General features: G+C 62.0%; 21 protein-coding genes. 2 read left to right on the top strand and 19 right to left on the bottom strand.

Annotated features, from left to right (window positions below):
- Positions 1-137 precede the first annotated feature (137 nt).
- Positions 138-917, top strand: coding sequence for a discoidin domain-containing protein (locus GM676_RS22300; protein ID WP_371866341.1), 780 nt, complete (start codon positions 138-140; stop codon positions 915-917).
- Between the two features lie 3 nt (positions 918-920).
- On the opposite strand, the gene GM676_RS22295 is transcribed toward GM676_RS22300, so the two are convergent.
- The 5 genes from GM676_RS22295 to GM676_RS22275 all read right to left on the bottom strand — a co-directional run bounded on the left by GM676_RS22295 (position 921) and on the right by GM676_RS22275 (position 5,824).
- Positions 921-1,934, bottom strand: a complete 1,014-nt coding sequence (locus GM676_RS22295; protein WP_155466166.1) for a MerR family transcriptional regulator — start codon at positions 1,932-1,934, stop codon at positions 921-923.
- Between the two features lie 15 nt (positions 1,935-1,949).
- The gene (accD, locus tag GM676_RS22290) at positions 1,950-2,816 is read right to left on the bottom strand and encodes an acetyl-CoA carboxylase, carboxyltransferase subunit beta (protein ID WP_155466165.1); all 867 of its coding nucleotides are present in this window, start codon (positions 2,814-2,816) and stop codon (positions 1,950-1,952) included.
- 62 nt (positions 2,817-2,878) lie between these two features.
- The gene (locus GM676_RS22285; protein ID WP_155466164.1) at positions 2,879-3,841 is read right to left on the bottom strand and encodes a DNA-3-methyladenine glycosylase 2; all 963 of its coding nucleotides are present in this window, start codon (positions 3,839-3,841) and stop codon (positions 2,879-2,881) included.
- Entirely contained in the window at positions 3,838-4,722 is an 885-nt protein-coding gene (locus GM676_RS22280) for a DMT family transporter (RefSeq protein WP_155466163.1), read from the bottom strand. Before GM676_RS22280 ends, GM676_RS22285 begins: the two co-directional genes overlap by 4 nt.
- Before the next feature lie 79 nt (positions 4,723-4,801).
- Positions 4,802-5,824: an XdhC family protein gene (locus tag GM676_RS22275; RefSeq protein WP_155466162.1), complete on the bottom strand. Its 1,023-nt coding sequence runs from the start codon at positions 5,822-5,824 to the stop codon at positions 4,802-4,804.
- Between the two features lie 44 nt (positions 5,825-5,868).
- Between GM676_RS22275 and GM676_RS32635 the strand changes: the two genes are divergently transcribed.
- Complete coding sequence (locus tag GM676_RS32635) at positions 5,869-5,997, top strand: hypothetical protein (protein ID WP_267875662.1); 129 nt, start codon at positions 5,869-5,871, stop codon at positions 5,995-5,997.
- Here the strand turns inward: GM676_RS32635 and GM676_RS22270 are convergent.
- The 14 genes from GM676_RS22270 to GM676_RS22205 form a co-directional block, all read right to left on the bottom strand.
- Positions 5,994-6,389, bottom strand: coding sequence for a surface-adhesin E family protein (locus GM676_RS22270; RefSeq protein WP_155466161.1), 396 nt, complete (start codon positions 6,387-6,389; stop codon positions 5,994-5,996). The genes GM676_RS32635 and GM676_RS22270 overlap by 4 nt on opposite strands.
- Before the next feature lie 10 nt (positions 6,390-6,399).
- On the bottom strand, positions 6,400-7,488 hold the full coding sequence (locus GM676_RS22265) for a M48 family metallopeptidase (RefSeq protein ID WP_155466160.1): 1,089 nt from the start codon (positions 7,486-7,488) through the stop codon (positions 6,400-6,402).
- A gap of 21 nt (positions 7,489-7,509) precedes the next feature.
- Positions 7,510-7,959, bottom strand: coding sequence for a dUTP diphosphatase (gene dut, locus GM676_RS22260; protein ID WP_155466159.1), 450 nt, complete (start codon positions 7,957-7,959; stop codon positions 7,510-7,512).
- Positions 7,960-9,183 carry a bifunctional phosphopantothenoylcysteine decarboxylase/phosphopantothenate--cysteine ligase CoaBC gene (gene coaBC / locus GM676_RS22255; RefSeq protein ID WP_211923279.1) on the bottom strand — a complete coding sequence of 408 codons (1,224 nt, stop codon included), beginning with the start codon at positions 9,181-9,183 and terminating at the stop codon, positions 7,960-7,962.
- A gap of 16 nt (positions 9,184-9,199) precedes the next feature.
- A complete protein-coding gene (gene lspA, locus GM676_RS22250) occupies positions 9,200-9,703 on the bottom strand; it encodes a signal peptidase II (RefSeq protein ID WP_155466157.1) in 504 nt (167 codons plus the stop codon).
- Positions 9,704-9,759: 56 nt separating this feature from the next.
- Positions 9,760-12,627, bottom strand: a complete 2,868-nt coding sequence (gene ileS, locus GM676_RS22245) for an isoleucine--tRNA ligase (protein WP_155466156.1) — start codon at positions 12,625-12,627, stop codon at positions 9,760-9,762.
- A gap of 65 nt (positions 12,628-12,692) precedes the next feature.
- Entirely contained in the window at positions 12,693-13,649 is a 957-nt protein-coding gene (locus tag GM676_RS22240) for a bifunctional riboflavin kinase/FAD synthetase (RefSeq protein WP_155466155.1), read from the bottom strand.
- A gap of 112 nt (positions 13,650-13,761) precedes the next feature.
- The gene (locus tag GM676_RS22235) at positions 13,762-14,949 is read right to left on the bottom strand and encodes a tetratricopeptide repeat protein (protein ID WP_170304342.1); all 1,188 of its coding nucleotides are present in this window, start codon (positions 14,947-14,949) and stop codon (positions 13,762-13,764) included.
- 106 nt (positions 14,950-15,055) lie between these two features.
- Positions 15,056-15,484 (bottom strand): ExbD/TolR family protein, encoded by a 429-nt coding sequence (locus tag GM676_RS22230; protein WP_211923278.1) that lies wholly within the window; start codon positions 15,482-15,484, stop codon positions 15,056-15,058.
- 60 nt (positions 15,485-15,544) lie between these two features.
- Positions 15,545-15,973: an ExbD/TolR family protein gene (locus GM676_RS22225; protein ID WP_155466153.1), complete on the bottom strand. Its 429-nt coding sequence runs from the start codon at positions 15,971-15,973 to the stop codon at positions 15,545-15,547.
- Positions 15,974-15,979: 6 nt separating this feature from the next.
- Positions 15,980-16,879: a MotA/TolQ/ExbB proton channel family protein gene (locus GM676_RS22220; protein ID WP_211923277.1), complete on the bottom strand. Its 900-nt coding sequence runs from the start codon at positions 16,877-16,879 to the stop codon at positions 15,980-15,982.
- A gap of 83 nt (positions 16,880-16,962) precedes the next feature.
- Positions 16,963-17,625 carry an energy transducer TonB gene (locus GM676_RS22215; protein WP_155466152.1) on the bottom strand — a complete coding sequence of 221 codons (663 nt, stop codon included), beginning with the start codon at positions 17,623-17,625 and terminating at the stop codon, positions 16,963-16,965.
- 517 nt (positions 17,626-18,142) lie between these two features.
- Positions 18,143-19,684, bottom strand: a complete 1,542-nt coding sequence (locus GM676_RS22210; protein WP_155466151.1) for a SpoVR family protein — start codon at positions 19,682-19,684, stop codon at positions 18,143-18,145.
- 2 nt (positions 19,685-19,686) lie between these two features.
- On the bottom strand, positions 19,687-20,955 hold the full coding sequence (locus tag GM676_RS22205) for a YeaH/YhbH family protein (RefSeq protein WP_155466150.1): 1,269 nt from the start codon (positions 20,953-20,955) through the stop codon (positions 19,687-19,689).
- Positions 20,956-20,992: the final 37 nt, after the last annotated feature.

Raw genomic sequence — 20,992 nt, 5'->3', positions numbered from 1 at the left:
CCTGCTGCGATTAGCGTTGTGCCGCCCCTTGCGCCGGGACAAGGCCACTGTGTCGGATGTGCCCTCCAGTCCAGGCGTACATTGGCTGCTGGGTGCCGGCAGAATTTGAATTATTCAGACCGGACTATGTCGGGTTGGTGGTTTCCTCGGTGGCCAACGGCACGCTGAATCGCTCCGTCTTCAGCAACGTCCAGATCACCGGCGGCGACGGTGCGGCGCCAGCCGTCATCCCGGCGGCGCCGGCCGCCCTGCTGGCCGCGCCGGGCGATGGCGCCGTCCCGCTGCGCTGGCAGGAGTCATCCGGCGCCACCAGCTACGCGGTCATGCGCTCCACCTTCAGCGGCGGCCCGTACACGACTATCGCGCCGCAGGTCACCGGCAGCAGCTATACCGACACGTCGGTGACCAATGGCATGACCTACTACTACACGGTCACGGCGGCCAATGCCGCCGGCGCCAGCGCCGGTTCGCCGGAGGACAGCGCCACGCCGGTTCATCCGCTGGTGAACGTCGCCACCGGAGGCAGCGCCAACGACAGCGCCAACAACCCGGGCAACGCCAGGCATGCATTCGACCAGAACTCGGCGACGCAATGGTTCTACTCGGGCGTGACGGGCTGGCTGCGGTATGACCTCGGCCACACGGAGACAGTGCAGCGCTACACGGTCATCAGCTCCGGCGACAAGGTCGAGCGCGATCCGAAGGACTGGCAGTTCCAGGGCTCCAATGATGGCGTCAGCTGGACCACGCTCGATGCGCAAAGCAACCAGACGTTCACCGGGCGCCTCCAGCTGAAAAACTATGCGGTCGCGACGCCGGCTTCCTATCGCTACTATCGGCTCAACATCACGGCCAATAATGGCGACAGCAGCTTCACCGACCTTGCGGAATTTGGGTTGTTGGCTGCTCGGCCGTAGTAATCAGGAGGCGGCGGCGCGGATGTAGTCGAGCATGGCGGCACTGACCCAGGTGCCTTGCAGCAGCGCCGGCTCGCGCTCGTGCGCCGTCCTGATGCGCGCCAGCGTGGCCGGATCGTCGCCGACGCGCAGGCGGAACAGGCGTAGCCATTCGCATGCCAGCGCCTGTGATGTGGGATCGCTCGCCGGTGCACCGCTGGCGATGTGCTTGTGCACGGCGACGATCAGTTCCATCCATTCGCGGAAATGCCGGCCCCCATGTTCGCGCATGTGCTGCACTTCTTCCGCGTTCAGGTATTTGGCGTACAACGCCAGCCGGTATTCGCTGAACGCTTCGCCGACGTATTGCTTGAGTTCCGGCGTGATGCGCGTGAGCCGTTGTGCGGAGTCTTCTTGTTCCAACATGGATGTCATGCGCCAGGCGAATTCGGGATCGCCGCCTGTGTCTTGCTCCAGCATCCGCATCCAGCGTTGGGCAAGTGCGCCGGCGCGCGGATCGGCTGTGGGCAGCTTGTGCGCCATGGCTTCGTGGACTTCCCGCACCAGCGTCCCCCATGCCTGGTTGCGGCGAGCGTCGCGCTGCCAGAACGGCAGGCGGCGCAATTCGTCTTGCGAGAAGTATTGTTCGTACAGGTGCATGTGCTCCAGCGTGGAGAGCCAGTCTTCCAATGCTGGCTTGTCGCCGCCGCTCATTTGCTTTTGCAGTTGCGAGAGTTGTTCGCGCAGTGTGGTCGCTTGCGTGATCTGGCGGTTCAGCGCATCGATCTGCTGCGCGACGATGTCGGCAAACGGCGCGTCGGGACTGGCGAGGAAGGTGCCGATGTCGGCCAGCGACATGCCGAATTTGCGCAGCGCCTGTATCTGGTGCAGGCGCGCGACGTCGTCGCGGCTATATAAACGATATCCGGAATCGGCGCGCGCCGATGGCGTCAGAAGGCCGATGCTGTCGTAGTGGTGCAGCGCGCGCACGGTGAGGCCGGAGCGCGCCGCCAGTTCGCCAATTTTCAGTGCAGTCATGCGCACTAGTGTACTTCACGCCACCGCATCGCGTGGGAGGTCCAGTAACAGCGCCAGCAAGGCCGCCAGTTCGGCACGCATCTCGCGGCGGTCGACGATCATGTCGATGGCGCCGCGTTCCAGCAGAAACTCGGGCCGCTGGTAGCCCTCGGGCAGGGTGACGCCCAGCGTGCTTTTGATGACGCGCGCGCCGGTGAAGGCGATCAGCGCTTTCGGTTCGGCGATCACCAGGTCGCCCAGGAAGCAGAACGAGGCCGAGATGCCGCCGGAAGTCGGATCGGTCAGCACGGAGATGAAGGGCAGTTTTTTCTCCGCCAGTCTGGCCAGCATGGCGGTGGTCTTCGCCATCTGCATCAGCGACATCAGGCCTTCCTGCATGCGCGCGCCGCCGCTGGCGGTGATGCAGATGAAGGGAACATGCTGGTCGATGGCCGTCTGCACGCCGCGCACGAAACGCTCACCCACCACGGAGCCCATGGAGCCACCCATGAAGTTGAATTCGAAGCACGCCACCACCACCGGCACGGACAGGATGGCGCCGCCGATGACGATCAGGGCGTCGGTTTCGCCGGTGGCTTCCATAGCGGATTTGAGGCGCTCCGTGTAGCTTTTGCTGCCTTTGAATTTGAGCGTGTCGACCGGCAGCACTTCCTGTCCGATTTCGTGGCGGCCCCCCTGGTCGAGCAACGCGTCGAGGCGGGCGCGCGCGCTGATGCGCATGTGGTGGCTGCATTTGGGACAGACGTGCAGGTTGGATTCGAGGTCGGCGCGGTAGAGCACCGCGTCGCATTCGGGACATTTGATCCACAGGCCGGCAGGGATGGCTTGCCGTGCGGCCCCGCCTTTGATGCGCGGTGGTAGAAGTTTTTCAATCCAGCTCATAGCGATCCTCCATTGATGCAGCGGATCGTAAACCCTGACGTTACGTCAGGTTCAAGCGGAATTTAGTCGCGTGGGTGCAGGCTGGCCCACAGGTGGGCGGCGGCCATGGTGCGGTGGGGACTGTAGCGGGCCAGGATTTCTTCGGTGCGTTTGATGTCGGGGCGTTCGTCGTCGCCGAGCAGGGTTTGCAGGGCGGCGCGCACGGCGACGTCGCCGTGCAGGGAGCAGTCGGCGTAGCCGTAACCGCGCAGCAGGCCGTAGTTGACGGTCCACGGGCCGATGCCTTTGACGGCCAGCAGGGCGGCGGAGATCTGTTCGATGCTGTTGTCGGCGGCGAGATGCAGCCGCAGTTCGCCATCTGCCACCAGCTTTGCGAGGCGCAGCAAGGTTTCGGCTTTGGCGCGGGAGAATTTGCGGCTGGTGAGGTCGTCCACTGTCAATGTGGCCGCGCTGCTGGCGTCGGGGTAGCACCATAGGCCGCTGCTGTGCTGGCGGCCGGCCAGTAGGATGAAGGTGCGGCGCAGGGCGATCGCGAATGAGAGGTTGATTTGCTGGCCGATGATGGCCCAGGTCAGCGCTTCAAATACTGTGGCCGATTGGACGATGCGCAAGCCGGGCTGCTTGCGCGCCAGTGCGCCGAACAGTTTGTCCTTTTTCACGAAGGCGCTGAATGCTGCGGGATCGATGCGCAGGCCAAGGATGTTCAGCACGGCGTCGTGTGCCTCCTGTTGGCCGGCGGCGCGCAGTGGAGCGTCGGCGCGGACGGCGACAGTGGCGATGCTGGCTGGCGTCGCGGCCGTTGCGGCCGCGCGCTTGGCAGGGGGCGTTACCGCGGCGGCGTTGGCTGCCGCGGCGGCGGGCGGCAGCGTGATGTCGAGGACGACCGGCACGCCGTCCAGCAGCACGCCTTTGCGCAGCCGCTCGGCGCTGACTTCCTCGGCGATGCTTTCGGCGTCGCGGCGGTGGAAGGCCAATACATCCTGCAGGCGGTAGTCGGCCGGCAGTTCGAGCGTGTAGGGTTTCATGCCACGCGCGCTTTGAGGCTAAAGCTCGGGCGGAAGCCGGTCACCAGCGCGGTGCCGGTGATGACGATGGCGGCGCCGGCAAAGGTGTACCAGCCGACGGTCTCGCCGAGGAACATCACACCCCACAGGATGCCGAACAACGGGCTAAGGAAGGTCACGGTCAGCGCTGACGACGGGCCGACGTCCTGGATCAAACGGAAGTAGATCAGGTAAGCCACGCCGCTGCACAACACGCCCAGCGCAATCACCGCGCCCATGATGCCGACGGTTGGCTCGCCCGGCGCAGGGAAGAAGGGTACCACCGGCAGCACCATCAGCGCCGAGGTCCACATGGAGCCGTGGGCGTTGGCGAACGGTTCCACCGTCCTGGCCTGCTTGGCGTAGTTGCTGGCGATGCCGTAGTTGAAGGAGGCGAACAGCACGGCCGCGATCGCGATGCCGGCGCCCGGCTTGGAGCTGACGTGGTCGAAGCCCACCAGCAGTGCCACGCCGAGGGTGCCCAGCGCAAGGCCAATCATCACTTTGCCGCTGACCATGGTGCGCGACCACACCGCCGCGATCAATGTGCCCCACAGCGGTGTGGTGGCGTTCAGCACCGCCAGCACGGAGGCCGACAGGGTGCGCGCCGCGAAGGCGAACATCAGGAAGGGCAGGGCGGAGTTGAACAGGCCGAGGATGAAGTAGTGTTTCCAGTTCTGTTTCAGGTCCAGTGATTTTTTCAGGAACACGCCGATCACGGCCAGGAAGACGGCGGCGAACAGCACGCGGTATTCGATCAGCACCGCGGCGCCCAGCACCGGTGCGGCGATGCGCATGAAGAGGAAGGAGCCGCCCCAGATGGCGGCCAGCAGGATCAGGCGAAGTAGGTTGGCGGTGCTCATGGCGTTTCCGGTAAAAGATGTATTGTCCGCCAGCGTGGCCGGAGACGCTAGCCGATTCTTGCTTTTGAATTCGTTGCGGCTAAACCGCGCCGCTGTCCACTACGCAGACAGCGTCGCCGGCTTTGGTCGGCGCGGCGGCGTGCGGCACGATCAGGTTGGTCGGCACGCCGTTTTTGATCGCGGTCATCTCGGCCAATATCGAGATGGCGATTTCCGACGGCGTCTTGCTGCCGATGTACAGGCCGATCGGTCCGTGCAGGCGCGCCAGCTGTTCCGGCGTCAGATCGAATTCCAGCAATCGCTCGCGGCGCTTGCTGTTGTTCAGGCGCGAGCCAATCGTGCCGACGTAGAAAGCGTCCGATTTCAACGCCTCCATCAAGGCCAGATCGTCCAGCTTGGGATCGTGCGTCAGCGCCACCACCGCGCTGCGGCGGTCCAGCTTCATGTCGATCACCACATCGTCCGGCATCTCGTGCACCAGCTGCACGCCGTCCACATGCCAGCCGGCGCGGTATTCTTCGCGCGGATCGCAAACGATCACGCTGTAGTCCATGGCCAGCGCAATCTGCGCCAGAAAGCGCGACAACTGCCCCGCACCGATGATCAGCAGCCGCCAGCGCGGGCCGTGGATGGTGACCATGGCTTGTTCGCTGATTTGCAGCTGCGCCCCGGGCGCCGCGCGCGACAATTCCACTTCACCGCTGTGAAGGTCCACGCGGCGCTGCACCAGCTCATGGCGCTCCAGCCGCTCCAGCAGCTCGGCAATACGGCTGCGCGCCGACAGCGGCTCGATCGACAACTCAATGGTCCCACCGCAAGGCAGGCCGAAACGATGGGCCTCGTCGGCGGTGATACCGTAGCTGACGATGTCGGGAACAGTGCGGCTGATGCCCTCGTTGCGCACGCGCGCGATCAGGTCGTCCTCGATGCAGCCGCCCGAGACGGAGCCGATCACCGTGCCGTCCTCGCAGATGGCCAGCGTGGCGCCAATGGGGCGCGGACTGGAGCCCCAGGTCTTGATGACGGTGATCAGCTCGCAGCGGCGCCCGGACGCGATCCACGCGGCGCTGGTTTTCAAAACTTCGAGGTCGATAGAGTCCATGGATGGAATATACTACGCCGATGCCAATCTTGCAGGGAACGGATATGCCTCAGAAGGAAGACGACGGTTCACCCAAATTCGGCCGCCTGCTGGTGGTGCTGATTTTCGCTGTATTGATTTGCGCCGGCCTGACCTGGCTGATGGCGACGGTCTTCCCCAACTTCCCGAATTAGATCTTGCAGGCGGCTTCCAGCGCGCTGTCGAAGGCGCTGTCCGGCACGATGTCTTCCGGGTTGAATTTCTCGAACTTGTAGTTCTCCACCGGCTCGCCCTTGCCCATGGCTTCCGGGTAGTAGACCTGTGCCAGCAGGGTGGTGGTGTGCTCCTCGCACGCGTACACATGCAGCATCTTCACCGAGCGATACAACTTGCCCTCCGGTGTCTTCTGCGCGCGGCCATAGCTTTGCATCGACCACACCTTGCGCGTCTTGTCGGTCTTGATCACGCTGGCCTTGTCGATGTAGAAGAGGTTGCCGCTGCTGCCGCCCACCTTCATCCATTGCGCCGCCTGTGCCCAGCCGGCCGTCAACATCAATGCGATTGCGATCAGGGCCGGCTTGTGCATGGCGTTCTCCTCAAGGAACCAGTGGCCGCTTGGCCGCTTGCTTGCTGCGGATTTCGGCGACGGTTTTGTCGATCACCATCAGGCGGTGCGACACGGCCGGGTGGTTGGCGGTGTAGCCGTTCAGTACCGTGGCCGGATACTGGTTGGCGAGACGCTGCCAGAAAGCGCGCGCGCCTTCGATGCTGTAGCCGGCGCGCGCCACCATGTACAGCGACAGATAGTCGGCCGCGCCGTCGAGATCCTGCGGCATCGGCTTCACGCCGGCGGTGCCGATCAACATCGACAGGTCGGGGCGCACCCCCACCAGGTTGTCGATGATGCTGCCCACCGTGTAAGCCTGCTTGGTGATGGCGGCGTGGCCCAGCACATTGTGGGCGATGTCCTTGGCCAGCACGTAGGCAATCGCCTCGTCGCTCTGCGCGAAGTTGACCATGCCGCGCGTGATCATCACGCGCTGGCCGTCGGAGTAAGCGTTGATGTTGTCCGAGTTGCCGATGTCAATCTTGAAGGCGCAGGCGCGCGTGACCGGCACCTTGAGCTGCTGGTTGCTGCCGCCGCGCGCCACCGTCAAATCGAGCGACTGGCTGCTGCTGGCCAGCGGGCCGAGGATGCCGGCGGCCAGCGTTTCGGCGTTGGCGCCGATCGGCAGCACCTTGCCGTTGGCCGCCACCAGTGCGTCGCCCTTGCGCAGGCCGGCGCGCGCGGCGCCGCTGCCGGACAGCACGCTGGCCACTTCCAGGCGGTCGCCGTAGTTCAGCACCGCTTGCGCGGCGTCGACGAATTCGCCGGTGTAGGAGTATTTGTTCTTGGCGGTGAAGCCGAGCAGATTGCGCGCCTGCGTGCGGCACAGATCGGCGTTGTTGATCAGCAGGGGGCCGGCGATGCGGTACAGGCGATCCTGCAAGGCCACCATCTGGCTCAGTTGCTGGCGCGCGGCGGCCATCTTGGCGGTGACCACCGGCGGCGCTTCGGTCACGCTGCTGACCACCGCCAGCGCGGGTTCCGGCGCGGCCGGCTGGGATTGGAAGGTGGAGCAGGCGGATAGCAGCGAGGCCGCCGCAATCAGGGAGAGTGTGCCAAATTTATGCGTCTTGTTCATCCCTGTGCTCCGTCTCCATTTTTAGTGTTTGCCAGTGCTGCCGAAACCGCCGGCGCCGCGTTCGCTGGTGTCGAATTCTTCAACTACATTAAAGCCGACTTGCAGTACCGGTACGATGATCAGTTGCGCCAGGCGTTCCATCGGTTGCAGCGTGAAGGCGCTATGGCCGCGGTTCCAGGTCGACACCATCAACTGGCCCTGATAGTCGGAGTCGATCAAGCCTACCAGATTACCCAGCACGATGCCGTTTTTATGGCCCATGCCACTGCGCGGCAGGATCATGGCGGCATAGCCCGGATCGGCGATGTGAATCGCCAGGCCGGTTGGAATCAGCACGGTCTGGCCGGCTTCGATCACCATCGGCGCATCGATGCAGGCGCGCAGGTCCAGCCCCGCCGATCCTGGCGTGGCGTAGGCCGGCAGCTGTTCTTTCATGCGCGGGTCAAGGATTTTAACGTCTACGTTTTTCATTTATTTAGCGAACAAGGAGTGTTGGGAGATGCGTTTCGAAATCTCCGAAATCAGTTGGCGCGCCAGCGTCAGTTTGTCGGCGCGCGGCAGGATGGTGTGACCGTTTTCGTCGAACAGGATGATGGTGTTGTCGTCCTGGCCGAAGGTGTGGTGGCCGATGTTCCCGACCAGCAGCGGAATGCCTTTTTTCTCGCGCTTGTCGGCGCCGAACTGCACCAGGTTTTCCGACTCGGCGGCAAAGCCCACGCAGTAGGGGTGGCCGGCCAGGTTGGTGCGGGCCGCCACGGTGGCGAGGATGTCCGGGTTCTGCTCGAACTTGAGGTCGGGCGCGGTGCCGTCGGGGTTCTTCTTCAGTTTTTGTTCGCTTGAGTTAGCGATGCGCCAGTCGGCCACCGCCGCCACGGCGATGAAGATGTGCTGATGATCGACATCGGCCATCACCGCGTCGTACATCTGCTGCGCGCTCTGCACGCTGATGCGCTGCACGCCGAACGGCACCGGCAGCGTGACAGGGCCGGACACCAGCACCACTTCGGCGCCGGCTTCGCGCGCGGCGCGCGCCACGGCATAGCCCATCTTGCCCGAGGACAGATTGGTGATGCCGCGTACCGGGTCGATCGGCTCGAAGGTCGGACCGGCGGTAATCATGATGCGCTTGCCCGCCAATACTTTCGGCTGGAACGCCGCGATCACTTCTTCCAGCAGCTGTTCCGGTTCCAGCATGCGGCCCAGGCCCACTTCGCCGCAAGCCTGGTCGCCGGCCGCCGGGCCGAAGATGGTGATGCCGTCGTCGCGCAGCGTTTGCACGTTGCGCTGGGTGGCGGGGTTCTGCCACATCTCCACGTTCATGGCCGGCGCGATCAGCAGCGGCACATTGCGCGGGCGGGCCACGCACATGGTCGACAGCAGGTCGTCGCAGGCGCCGTGCGCCAGCTTGCGGATGAAGTCCGCCGAGCAGGGCGCGATGATGATGGCGTCCGCATCGCGCGTGACGTCGATGTGGGCCATGTTGTTGTTGACGCGCGGGTCCCACTGGTCGGTGTACACGGCGCGGCCGGACAGCGCCTGCATGGTGACGGCCGTGATGAAGTGGGTGGCCGCTTCGGTCATCACCACCTGCACCGAAGCGCCGGCCTTGGTGAAGGCGCGGCACAGCTCCGCGGCCTTGTAGCAGGCCACGCCGCCGGACAGGCCGAGGACGATTTTTTTACCAGTCAATTCCATCATGATGCTGCTCCGCTTATTTGTTCACCCGGCGCAGTTCGTCGAGGATGAACAGGCCTGCGCCGATGCAGATGGCCGAATCGGCGACGTTGAACGCCGGGAAGTGGCCCAGACCGCGCCAGTGGAAGTCGAGGAAGTCGACCACGTGGCCGTACAGCAGGCGGTCGATGACGTTGCCCAGCGCGCCGCCCAGGATCAGCGACAGCGCCCATGCGAACATGCGCTGGCTGCCGTTTTTCTTCAGCAGGTAGATGATGACGGCGGCGGCGATCAGGCCGATGGCGGTAAAGAAGTAACGCTGCCAGCCGCCGCTATCGCTCAGGAAGCTGAAAGCCGCGCCCTTGTTATAGGCCAGCACCAGGTTGAAGAACGAAGTGATGAATTTTTCTTCGCCCAGCTGGAAGGTCTTGGTGATGGTGATCTTGGTCAGCTGGTCGATCAGGATGACGAGGGCGGCGATGCCCAGCCACGGCGTCAAGCTGGACGAGGATTTGGTCGGGAAGATTTTTTTGGTGGCCATGAGTTATCTAGTTACGTCAGCAGGAGCTCCCGCTTGCGCGGGAGCGGCGCTGTATCTTAAGCGAACTTGCGTTTTTCGCCCGCACCAAACAGGTTGCTGTGGCAGCGGCCGCACAGGGTCGGATGGTCCGCGTGCGCGCCCACGTCGGCGCGGTAGTGCCAGCAACGCTCGCACTTCTCGGCCCTGGATGCCGCCACGTTGACCGCTTCTTCCGCCTCGGTCGCCACTTCGCTCACCGACGCCAGCGAGGTGATGAAGATGAACTTCAGATCATCCTCCAGGCTTGCCAGCACCTTGAACTTGTCGCCGGCGGCCTTGATGCTCAATTCCGCTTGCAGCGACGAGCCGATCGCGCCCGAGGTGCGCAGGTCTTCCAGCTGCTTGGTGACGTCGGTACGCACGGTGCGCAGGGCGCTGTACTTGACCAGCAGGGCGTCGGCGTCGGCCAGTTCCGGCAGTTGCCACCAGGTCTGGGTGAAGATGGTTTCGTCGCTGGCTTTCCAGCCTTCGGCGCCGGCGAAGATTTCCCATGCCTCCTCGGCGGTGAAGGACAGCGCGGGCGCCATCAGGCGCAGCAGGCTTTGCGTCAGGTGGTACAGCGCCGTCTGCGCCGAGCGGCGCGCCTGCGAGGTCACGCCGGTGGTGTACAGGCGGTCCTTCAGGATGTCCAGATAGAAGCCGCCCAGGTCTTCCGAGCAGTAGTTTTGCAGCTTGGAGGTCACCGGCTGGAATTCATACTGCATGTAGTGCGCTTCGATTTCCTTTTGCAGCGCCGCCATGTTGGCGATGGCGTAGCGGTCGATCTCCAGCAGCTCGGCCACCGGCACGGCGTCCTTGGCGTAGTCGAAGTCCGACAGGTTGGCCAGCAGGAAGCGCAGGGTGTTGCGGATGCGGCGATACGACTCGGTCACGCGCTTGAGGATCTCGTCGGAGATCGACAGCTCGCCGGTGTAGTCGGTCGAGGCCACCCACAGGCGCAGCATGTCGGCGCCCAGCTTGTTCCATACGTCCTGTGGCGCGACGGTGTTGCCGATCGACTTGGACATCTTCTTGCCTTCGCCATCGACCACGAAGCCGTGGGTCAGCAGCGCCTTGTACGGCGGGGCGCCGTTCAGCATGGAGGAGGTCAGCAGCGAGGAGTGGAACCAGCCGCGGTGCTGGTCCGAACCTTCCAGATACAGGTCGGCAGGGAAGGCCGATTGCTCCTTGTGCGAGCCGCGCAGCACGGTCTGGTGAGTGGTGCCGGAATCGAACCACACGTCCAGCGTGTCCTTGTTCTTGATGTACATGGACGCTTCGTCGCCGATCAGGTCTTTCAGGTCGAGCGACTGCCAGGCGGCGATGCCTTCTTTTTCGATCAACTGAGCCACTTGTTCCAGCAGTTCCGGGGTGCGCGGGTGCAGCGCGCCGGTTTCCTTGTGGACGACGAAGGCCATCGGCACGCCCCATTGACGCTGGCGCGACAGGGTCCAGTCAGGACGGTTGGCGATCATGCCGTGCAGGCGCGCCTTGCCCCAGTCCGGGAAGAACTGGGTCTCTTCGATGCCTTTCAACGCGGTCTGGCGCAGGGTAGGGCCGCCGTCTTTCGGATGCGCGTCCATGCCCGCGAACCACTGCGAGGTGGCGCGGTAGATGATCGGCGATTTGTGGCGCCAGCAGTGCATGTAGCTGTGGTCGAACATCTTCAGCTCGAACAGGGCGCCGGCTTCCTTCAGCGCGTTGCAGATCGGTTTCGACGCGTCCCAGATGGTCATGCCGCCGAACAGCGGCAGGGTGGAGGCGTATTTGCCGTCGCCCATCACCGGGGTCAGGATGCTGTCGTCCTTCATGCCGTGCGCGCGGCACGAGATAAAGTCGTCCAGGCCGTAGGCTGGCGCCGAGTGCACGATACCGGTGCCGCTGTCGGTGGTCACGTAGTCGGCCATGTACACCGGCGACAGGCGGTCGTAGAACGGATCGGCCGCGTACAGCGGGTGGCGGAAGCTCACGCCATCAAACGCCGCGCCATGGCAGGTGCCGATGGTGGTGCCTTCCAGCTTGTAGCGCGCCAGGCAGGATTCCACCAGATCCTGCGCCAGGATCAGCAGCAGCGGCTGGCCATCGCGCTCGGTCTGCACCAGCGAGTAGATCACTTCCGGATGCACGTTCAACGCCTGGTTGGACGGGATGGTCCACGGCGTGGTGGTCCAGATCACCAGGAAGCCGTTATCGGTCGGCAGTTTGTCCAGGTTGAAGATTTGCGCCAGTTTGGCGGTATCGGCGAACTTGAAGCCGACGTCGATGGCCGGATCGCGCTTGTCCTTGTACTCCACTTCCGCTTCGGCCAGTGCCGACTGACAGTCGAAGCACCAGTTGACCGGCTTCAGGCCGCGGTAGACGTAGCCTTTTTCCAGCAGCTTGCCGAGGGCGCGCAGTTCGTCGGCCTCGTTGGAGTAGTTCATGGTCAGGTAAGGGTTCTGCCATTCGCCCAGCACGCCCAGGCGGATGAAGTCCTTGCGCTGGCGCTCGACCTGTTCGTGCGCGTAGGCGCGCGCCTTGGTCAGCACTTCGCCGGTCGGCAGGTTCTTGCCGTATTGTTTTTCGATCTGGATCTCGATCGGCATGCCGTGGCAATCCCAGCCCGGCACGTAAGGCGCGTCGTAGCCGGCCAGGGTGCGGGCCTTGACCACCATGTCCTTCAGGATCTTGTTGACGGCGTGGCCGATGTGGATGTCGCCGTTGGCGTACGGCGGACCGTCGTGCAGGATGAATTTAGGACGGCCGGCGGCCGCCTTGCGCACGCGCTCGTAGATTTTCTTGTCTTGCCATTGCTTGATCCAGTTCGGCTCGCGCTTGGCCATATCGCCGCGCATCGGGAACGGGGTTTCGGTCATGTTGACCGGGTATTTACTCTCTGGCTTCTTTGCTGGTTTGTTATCGGACATGGTATGCGTTCAGTGTATGTATTCGGTAGATTCTGTGTAGCCGGCGCTCGTAGCTGATCGCGCGGTCAAATTCGGTCGGTGGCGCGCTTGGCGAAGAAGGCGCGGGCGATGTCGGCGTCGCGGTGGATGGCGGCCGTCAGCGTCGGCAGGTCGATGTATTTTTCCTCGTCGCGGATCTTTTGCAGGAACTCCACGCGCACCTGTTTGCCGTAGCAGTTCTGGGCGAAATCGAAGATATGCACTTCCAGCAGCACACGCCCGCTGTCGTCGACGGTGGGGCGCACGCCCAGGCTGGCCACGGCGGGCAGCGGCTGCTCGCTCAGGCCGTGCACCTGCACGATGAAGATGCCCGACAGCGCGGGGCGGTGCGGCACGCGCAGGTTCAGGGTCGGGAAGCCCAGCGTGCGGCCCAGTTTCTGGCCGTGGATCACGTGGCCGGAGATGGCGTACGGGTGGCCCAGCAGCGCTTCGGCGTGGGGGAAGTCGCCTTCGCTGAGCGCGGCGCGCACGGCGGAGGAGGAGATGCGGGTACTGCCGTTCATCACGGTCGGCAGGGTCTCGACGTGGAAGCCGTATTGCTGGCCGGCTTCCAGCAGCATTTGCACATTGCCGGCGCGGCGGGCGCCGTAGCAGAAGTCGTCGCCGACCATCAGCCATTTGACGTGCAGGCCTTCGACCAGCACCTTCTCGGTGAATTGCTGCGGCGTCAGGGCGGCGAAGGACGAGGAAAAGTGTTCGACGATGACGCGGTCGATGCCGTTGTCGGACAGCGATTGCAGCTTGTCGCGCAGGTTGGCGATGCGGGCCGGGGCTTTCGACAGGTCGCCGGATTTCTGGGCGAAGAATTCGCGCGGATGCGGTTCGAAGGTCATCACGGCCGCTTCCAGCCCAAGCCGGTCGGCGGCTGCGCGCACGCGGGCCAGCAAGGCCTGGTGGCCGAGGTGGACGCCGTCAAAATTGCCGATCGTGAGCGCGCAGGGCGCACGCGCCGCCGCATTGGGTAGACCTCGAAATACCTTCATGGGAATCTGGGGAAAACTATCGCAAATAAGGGATTATACGGGCAAACCCTCAAAGCGAAAAAAAAGCGCTGCCGGCGGACCGGACAGCGCTTTCGGTATCAGCCTATCCGAATTACATCGGACGGTTGATGTTCAGGGTCCAGTAGCGGGCCAGGTCGGCGGTGCCGTCCGTGCCTTTGACCGATTTCAGGGTGTTCAGCGCGGCGGGTTTCTTGCCGGCGATGTTCTGGGCGATACCCAGGTGCAGCTTGATGGCTTCCGGATTGCGGCCGGTGCCCAGCTTCACAGCCTGTTCGATCAGCGGCAGGCCTTTCTCAGCCTTGCCCTCCGAAACCAGGGCGTAGCCCAGGTTGGCCAGGGCGTCGGCGTCCTTGGCTTTTTCCGCTTCAGCCTGGGTTGCGGCCAGCTTGGCGTCGAACTCGGTCTGGGTCTTGGCGGCCAGGTCTTTCAGACGCTGGTGGCGGGCGGCGTCGCTGCCGGTGCCCAGGGCGCCTTTTTTGTAGCCCTGGTCGATGATCTTGATGGCTTCGGCCGGATTGCCCGCTTGCAGGGCCAGCTGGCTCATTTCCATGTATTCACCCGGCTTGCTCAGCAGGCCGTTGACCAGGCGCAGACGCAGCACGTCCAGTGCCAGCGTCGACGAGAAGCCTGGCTTGCCCGACACGCGGTTCAGCAGGTCGGTCCAGTAGTTTGGTTTCGGGTAGGAACCGGCCAGCTTTTCCAGGGTCTGCACGTAGCCGGCCTTGTCGTTCTGCTTCAGCTGGATGTTGGCCAGCATGCCCAGCTGGCTTTCGCTCAGGTTTTTGGTGGCTTGCAGTTCCTTGGCTGCCTCGGCGTACTTACCCGAGGTGTACAGGATCTGCACGATATATTCGTGGGCCGCGGTGTTGTTTGGGTTGTCTTTCAGCACGCGCTGGAACCAGGTCACGGCCTTGTTGTAGTCCTTGGCGCGGTAGTAAATGCCGGCCAGGGCTTCCGAGAATTTGGCGGATTCGGCAGGCGACAGCTTGCCGGAGTTGATCACGTATTCGAAGGCTTTGGCGGCGGCGTCGTTGTCGCCGGCAGCAACCGCGGCCGAGGCGCGGGTACGTTCGATCAGGTACATTTCGTTGGCGGATTTGCCGCCGACTGCGTCGGTTTCTTTCAGTTTGGCAAGTGCTTCCTTGTTCTTGCCGGCCGCGGCCAGTTTCTGTGCTTCTTGCAATGGTTTGCCGATTTCTGCGCGCACCGTTTCTGCTGCGTAGGCGACCGACGAGAAACCTGCGATAGGGGCTGCTGCAGTAAAACCAATAGCGGCCATTACCAGGCCGAGATGAGCGAGACGAAACTTGGACATGGGTGGGTTTTCTTTCATCAAAAAACGAAAATAGGCAGGATGGTCCTGCCTATTATTGTACATGGACTGATTATTGGAACTGTTCGTTACCGACCAGACCAATCTTGGTCACGCCCAGACGTTGAGCCGAAGCCATCACGCCTGCTACGACCTTGTACGACACCAGCTTGTTCGGACGCAGATGCACTTCCGGCTGGTCAGCTTGCGCTGCAACTTCGGTCAGCTTGGCTTCCAGGGTGCCGCGGTCAGGAACGACGGCGTTATCCCACAGAATCGTACCGTCGAAGTCGACGTCAATCGTAATGACCACTGGTTCCTTGGTTGGCGGTGGCGGGGTGCCGACCGGCATGTTCAGGTTGACCGAATGGTTGGCCTTCGGAATCGTAATGATCATCATGATAATCAGCACCAGCATCACGTCGATGAGGGGCGTCATATTCATTTCCATCATTGGTTCCGGATCCGCGCCTGCGGATGGAGAGCCGACACTCATACTCATGAATATTTCCTTTTTAGAAGGGCAGGCCTGAACTACAGGCCTGCGATGCACTGTCGGGAATTAACCCTTATCAGGCGGTTCGGTGATGAAGCCGACCTTCTGAATACCAGCACGCTGGGTAGTGTAAATAACCTTGCCGATCGCTTCGTACTTGGTTTCCTGGTCACCACGTACGTGTACTTCCGGCTGAGGCAATTTCACAGCTTCCACCTTCAGATTGTCGAACAGCTCATTGGCATCGCGCATTTTGCGCTGATTCCAGTAGATGTCGCCATCTTTGCTGACAACGATGTTGACGTCTTCAGGCTTGGTCTGGATAACCTGGTTGGTTTCCTCTGGCAGCTTGATCTTGATCAGCTTCAGAACAACCGGGCTCGTGATCAGGAAGATAATCAGCAGAACCAACATGATGTCCACGAGGGGCGTCGTGTTGATTTCCGACATGACTTGATCTTCGTCTCCGCTCTCGGAGCCTACGGACATGGACATGGTGAATTAGCCTACTTTTTTGGAGCCGGTTGCGGTCGACATTGCGCCCGAGATCAGCACCGAGTGAACGTCAGCCGAGAAAGCACGCACGTCTTCCATTGCCGACTTGTTACGACGCACCAGCCAGTTGTAACCCAGAACGGCTGGAACCGCCACAAACAGACCGAACGCGGTCATGATCAGTGCTTCACCCACCGGACCTGCCACTTTGTCGATCGAGGCGTTACCCGACATGCCGATGGCGATCAGCGCATTGTAAATACCCCAAACGGTACCGAACAGACCGATGAACGGTGCGGTCGAACCCACGGTTGCCAGGAACGACAGGCCGTCTTGCAGACGCGATTGAACTTTGTCAACAGCGCGTTGGATCGACATGGTCACCCAGGTCGACAGGTCGATTTGTTCCAGCAGGGCGCCGTCGTGGTGCGCGGTGGCCTTGGTGCCGGTTTCAGCGATGAAGCGGAATGGCGAACCTTCGGTCAGGGTAGCCGAACCAGCGGCGATCGACGAGGCTTTCCAGAACTTGGCCGAGGTTTCTTTCGACTGTTTGAAGATCTTGGTCTGGTCGATCAGCTTGGTGATGATGATGTACCACGAGCCCATCGACATCAGCGACAGGATGATCAGGGTGCCGCGCGACACGAAGCCGGCTTCCCAGACCGCGGCGAAGCCGTATGGGTTTTCCACTTCTTCTTTACCACCGTGAGCTGCTGGTGCTGCTGGCGCTTCCGCTGCTGGCGCAGGTGCTGCTGCCGCATCCGCTGCTGGAGCAGCTGCTGGAGCCGAAGCGGCGGCCGAGGCTTGCTCTTGCGCGAAGGCAGGGGCGCTCACCAGGGCGGTGGCTGCGGTCACCGAGAACAGCACAGCGGCCAGTACAGCGGACAAACGGGTATTCTTAAACATGCTTCCTCCAAATTGATAAAATAATCAGATCGCTGGCGTAATGACAACGAAATTACTCAGTGAGACGATGGTTTGTCTCGGTTTTACTCCAGCGTCCAGACGTATTGCATCTGCTGCCAGCCCTCTTGTGGTACGCCGTCCACGGTGGCCGGTTTGAAACGGCACTTCGTGATACCAGCGACCGCAGCTTTATCCAGATCTCTAAAGCCACTCGATTTCACAACTTTCGAATCCGCCACGCGACCGTCGGCTGCGATCAGGAACGACAGCTGGACGGTACCGGTTTCTTCGTTACGCAGCGACGACTTCGGCCATTCCGGCTTGGCGCAAGTGCTGAAGTCAACCACTGCCGCAGTGCGCACACCGGTTTTCGCCGGGCCCGGAGGCGCTGCCGGCGGTGCCGGCGGTGCCTTCTGGATCTCGGTCGTCGCCGGCTTCACGTTGGTCGCGTTAGCGATCGTGTTGTTCGGCGGTGGCGGCTGCTGCACGTTCACCTCAACTGGCGGGATGAAAGGCGGTGGTGGTGCCTTCATCTCTGGCGGAGGTGGCGGTGGTGGGAGTTCCTTTGGTGGAGGAGGTTTAACCTCCTCAATGATCTTGGTCTCCACTGGTGCGACCATTTTGGCCACCAGACGTTTTCCCAAGCCCGTCACGATCCCATAAGCAACCAGGATGTGCAACAAAACGACAATTGTGATGCCTGTAAAGTTCTTCCCGGTGCTTTTTTCGTTGTGCGTGAAATTCATGCCTGCTTTCTCCAATACCAACTCTCTTTGGTGCTACTTAAACCCCAAAATGGCGACACAAAACAACAGCCGCATCCGGGACGTCGGCGAATTATACATACGAATTCTTGATTTTACATAGAATTTTCATCCCTAAAACCGGTTAAATTTCATAGGGTTTTCCTATATGGTAGCGCTCACTTTGCACCGTTCTGGCCCAATCGGCAACACTGTCCGGCGCATTTTTGGGCGCGATCGCACCACGACGTTACTTAGTTTTCCCTTAAGGCCAAAAACGGAATTTTATCCCGGTAATTTTACTACCAACAGTTGATAATTTGGCCGTAAATGTTTCTTTGATGAAATTATGGCGCGCGGTCCCCTGCAAGTTTAACGAAAAAAATATTGACTTCCATCGCGCGCCGTGCCTTCAACGAAAAAACCGGGGATGACGCCTGTCCGCCACCCCCGGTTTGGACCTTGCAAGAGCCGTGCCTGAGTCAGGACGGCATTGCGAAAGCCTTATATATATGTTGGCTCAGGGCGTGCGGCCGCGTTTCTCCCGTTTTACTTCCAGCGTGCTGACGACTTCGCCGGTAGGGCCCACGGTTTCCAGGTGGACGTCGAAGCCCCATAGGCGGGCGACGTGCTTGAGCACTTCGCCCGCCTGCTGGTTGAGCGGACGGCGCTGGAACTGGCTGTGGCGCAGGGTCAGCGCGCGGTCGTCCTGGGTATTGACCGACCAGACCTGGATATTGGGCTCACGGTTCCCCAGATTATATTGTTCTGCAAGCTGCTGGCGCACGTATCGGTAGCCGAGGTCGTCGTGGATGGCCGAGACGCTGAGCTTTTCATTGTTGTCGTCGTCCAGCACGGCAAAGAAGTGGAACTCGCGTATCAGCTTGGGCGACAGGTATTGGGCGATGAAGCTCTCGTCCTTGAAATTGCGCATGGCGAAGTCCAGCGTCTTGCGCCAGTCGCTACCGGCGATGTCGGGGAACCATTCGCGGTCCTCGTCGGTCGGGTTCTCGCAGATGCGGCGGATGTCGGTCATCATGGCGAAGCCCAGCGCGTACGGGTTGATGCCGCTGTAGTAGGGGCTGTTGACCGGCGGCTGGTAGACCACGTTGGTATGGCTCTTCAGGAATTCCATCATGAAGCCGTCGCCCACCACGCCCTCGTCGTACAACTGGTTGAGGATGGTGTAGTGCCAGAAGGTGGCCCAGCCCTCGTTCATCACCTGGGTCTGGCGCTGCGGGTAGAAGTACTGGGAAATCTTGCGCACGATGCGCACCATCTCGCGCTGCCACGGTTCCAGCAGCGGCGCGTACTTCTCGATGAAGTACAGCAGGTTTTCCTCCGGCTCGGGAGGAAAGCGTTTAACCACGCGCTCGGCCTCCTCCTCCTCGCGCCGCGGCAGGGTGCGCCACAGTTCGTTGATCTGCGACTGCACATAAGCCTCGCGCTCCTTCTGGCGCGCGCGCTCCTGCGCCATGGACAGCTTGGCCGGCCGCTTGTAGCGGTCGACGCCGTAGTTCTGGATGGCGTGGCAGGAGTCCAGCAGCAGCTCGACCGCGTCGATGCCGTGGCGCTGCTCGCACTCGGCGATGTAATTCTTGGCGAACACCATGTAGTCGACGATGGCGTCGGCATCGGTCCAGGTGCGGAACAGGTAGTTCCCCTTGAAGAAGGAGTTGTGGCCATACGCCGCGTGCGCGATCACCAGCGACTGCATGGTCAGGCTGTTTTCCTCCATCAGGTAGGCGATGCACGGATTGGAGTTGATGACGATCTCGTAGGCCAGGCCCATCTGCCCGCGCTTGTAGCCTTTCTCGGTACTCAGGAAGTGCTTGCCGAAGGACCAGTGGTTGTAGGACACCGGCATGCCGACCGAGGTGTAGGCGTCCATCATCTGCTCGGCGGTGATGATCTCCAGCTGGTTGGGATAGGTATCCAGCCCGAAGCCCTCGGCCACGCGGCGGATTTCCTGGTGTATCTGCTCGATCAGCTCGAACGTCCATTCGGATTGCTCCGGCAGGGCGTTGGGATGCTTCGGCTTGGGTTGCGTCATGTCGTTCATGATTATTTCGGCTGCTTCTTGAACAGTTCGCGGAACACCGGGTAGATATCCGCCGGCGTGACGATTTTCTGCATGGCGAAGTGCTGATGGTGATCCGGCACTTGCGAATATTGCTCCCACAGGTTTTGCGGCGGACCGTCGGTGATCTCGACGTAGGTGTAGTACTGCACCTTGGGCATGATGGTATTCACCAGCAGCTGGCGGCACAGCACCGAGTCGTTGTCCCAGTTGTCGCCGTCGGAAGCCTGGGCCACGTAGGAGTTCCAGCTGCCGGCGCCGAAGCGTTCATCGATGATCTTGTCCAGCAGGTGCAGGGCCGACGACACCACCGTGCCGCCCGATTCGCGCGAATGGAAGAATTCTTCCTCGTCCACCTCGGCCGCCGCCGTGTGATGGCGGATGAACACCACCTCGATCTTGTCGTACACGCGCTTGAGGAACAGGTAGAGCAGGATGAAGAAGCGCTTGGCGGTGTCCTTGCGGGTTTCGTCCATGGAGCCGGAGACGTCCATGATGCAGAACATCACCGCCTGCGTCATCGGCTTGGGCACCTTGACGCGGTTGGTGTAGCGCAGGTCGAACGGATCGATGAAGGGAATCGCCAGCAGGCGGGTGTGCAGGTGGTGGATCAGCTTTTTCAGCTCGACCACGCGGGCGTCCTGCAATGGCACGCCTTCCAGCAGCAGTTCTTCCAGTTCCCGTTCGGCCTCGATCACGCGCTTGCGCGAGTTGCCGCCGACGGCGATGCGCCGGCCCAGGGCGCCGCGCAGGGAGCGCAGCACGTGGATGTTGGACGGCGTGCCGGACATGTTGTAGCCGGCGCGCTGGTTCTTGAAATCGGTGGTGGCGGTCAACTGGGTCTTGACCATGTGCGGCAGTTCCAGGTCCTCGAAGAAGTAGTTCATGAATTCTTCGCGCGACAGCTCGAAGATGAAATCGTCCTCGGTGGTCTGGTCGCTATTGCCGGCCTTGCCGCGGCCGGAACCGCCGCCGCCCTTGGGGCGGTTGATCTGGTCGCCTTTCAGGTATTCCTGGTTGCCGGGATTGACCACTTCCCAGATGCCGCCATGGGCGTGGCCAAACGAGGGCTCGCTCACATCCTTGACCGGGATGGAGACCTTTTCGCCGTTTTCAACGTCGGTGATGGAGCGGCCTTTGATGGCGCGCCCCACCGCGTCCTTGATCTGGGCTTTGTAACGCCGCAAGAAGCGCTCGCGGTTGACCGCGGACTTGTTCTTGCCTTGCAAACGACGGTCGATGAGGTAAGTCAAAAGATGCCTCCTGCAACTGTTTTACGGCCACCGCCCC

It is taken from the genome of Duganella radicis (assembly GCF_009720825.1).
Taxonomy (GTDB): Bacteria; Pseudomonadota; Gammaproteobacteria; order Burkholderiales; family Burkholderiaceae_D; genus Rugamonas; species Rugamonas radicis.
This window is presented reverse-complemented; position numbering and strand designations above follow the sequence as displayed.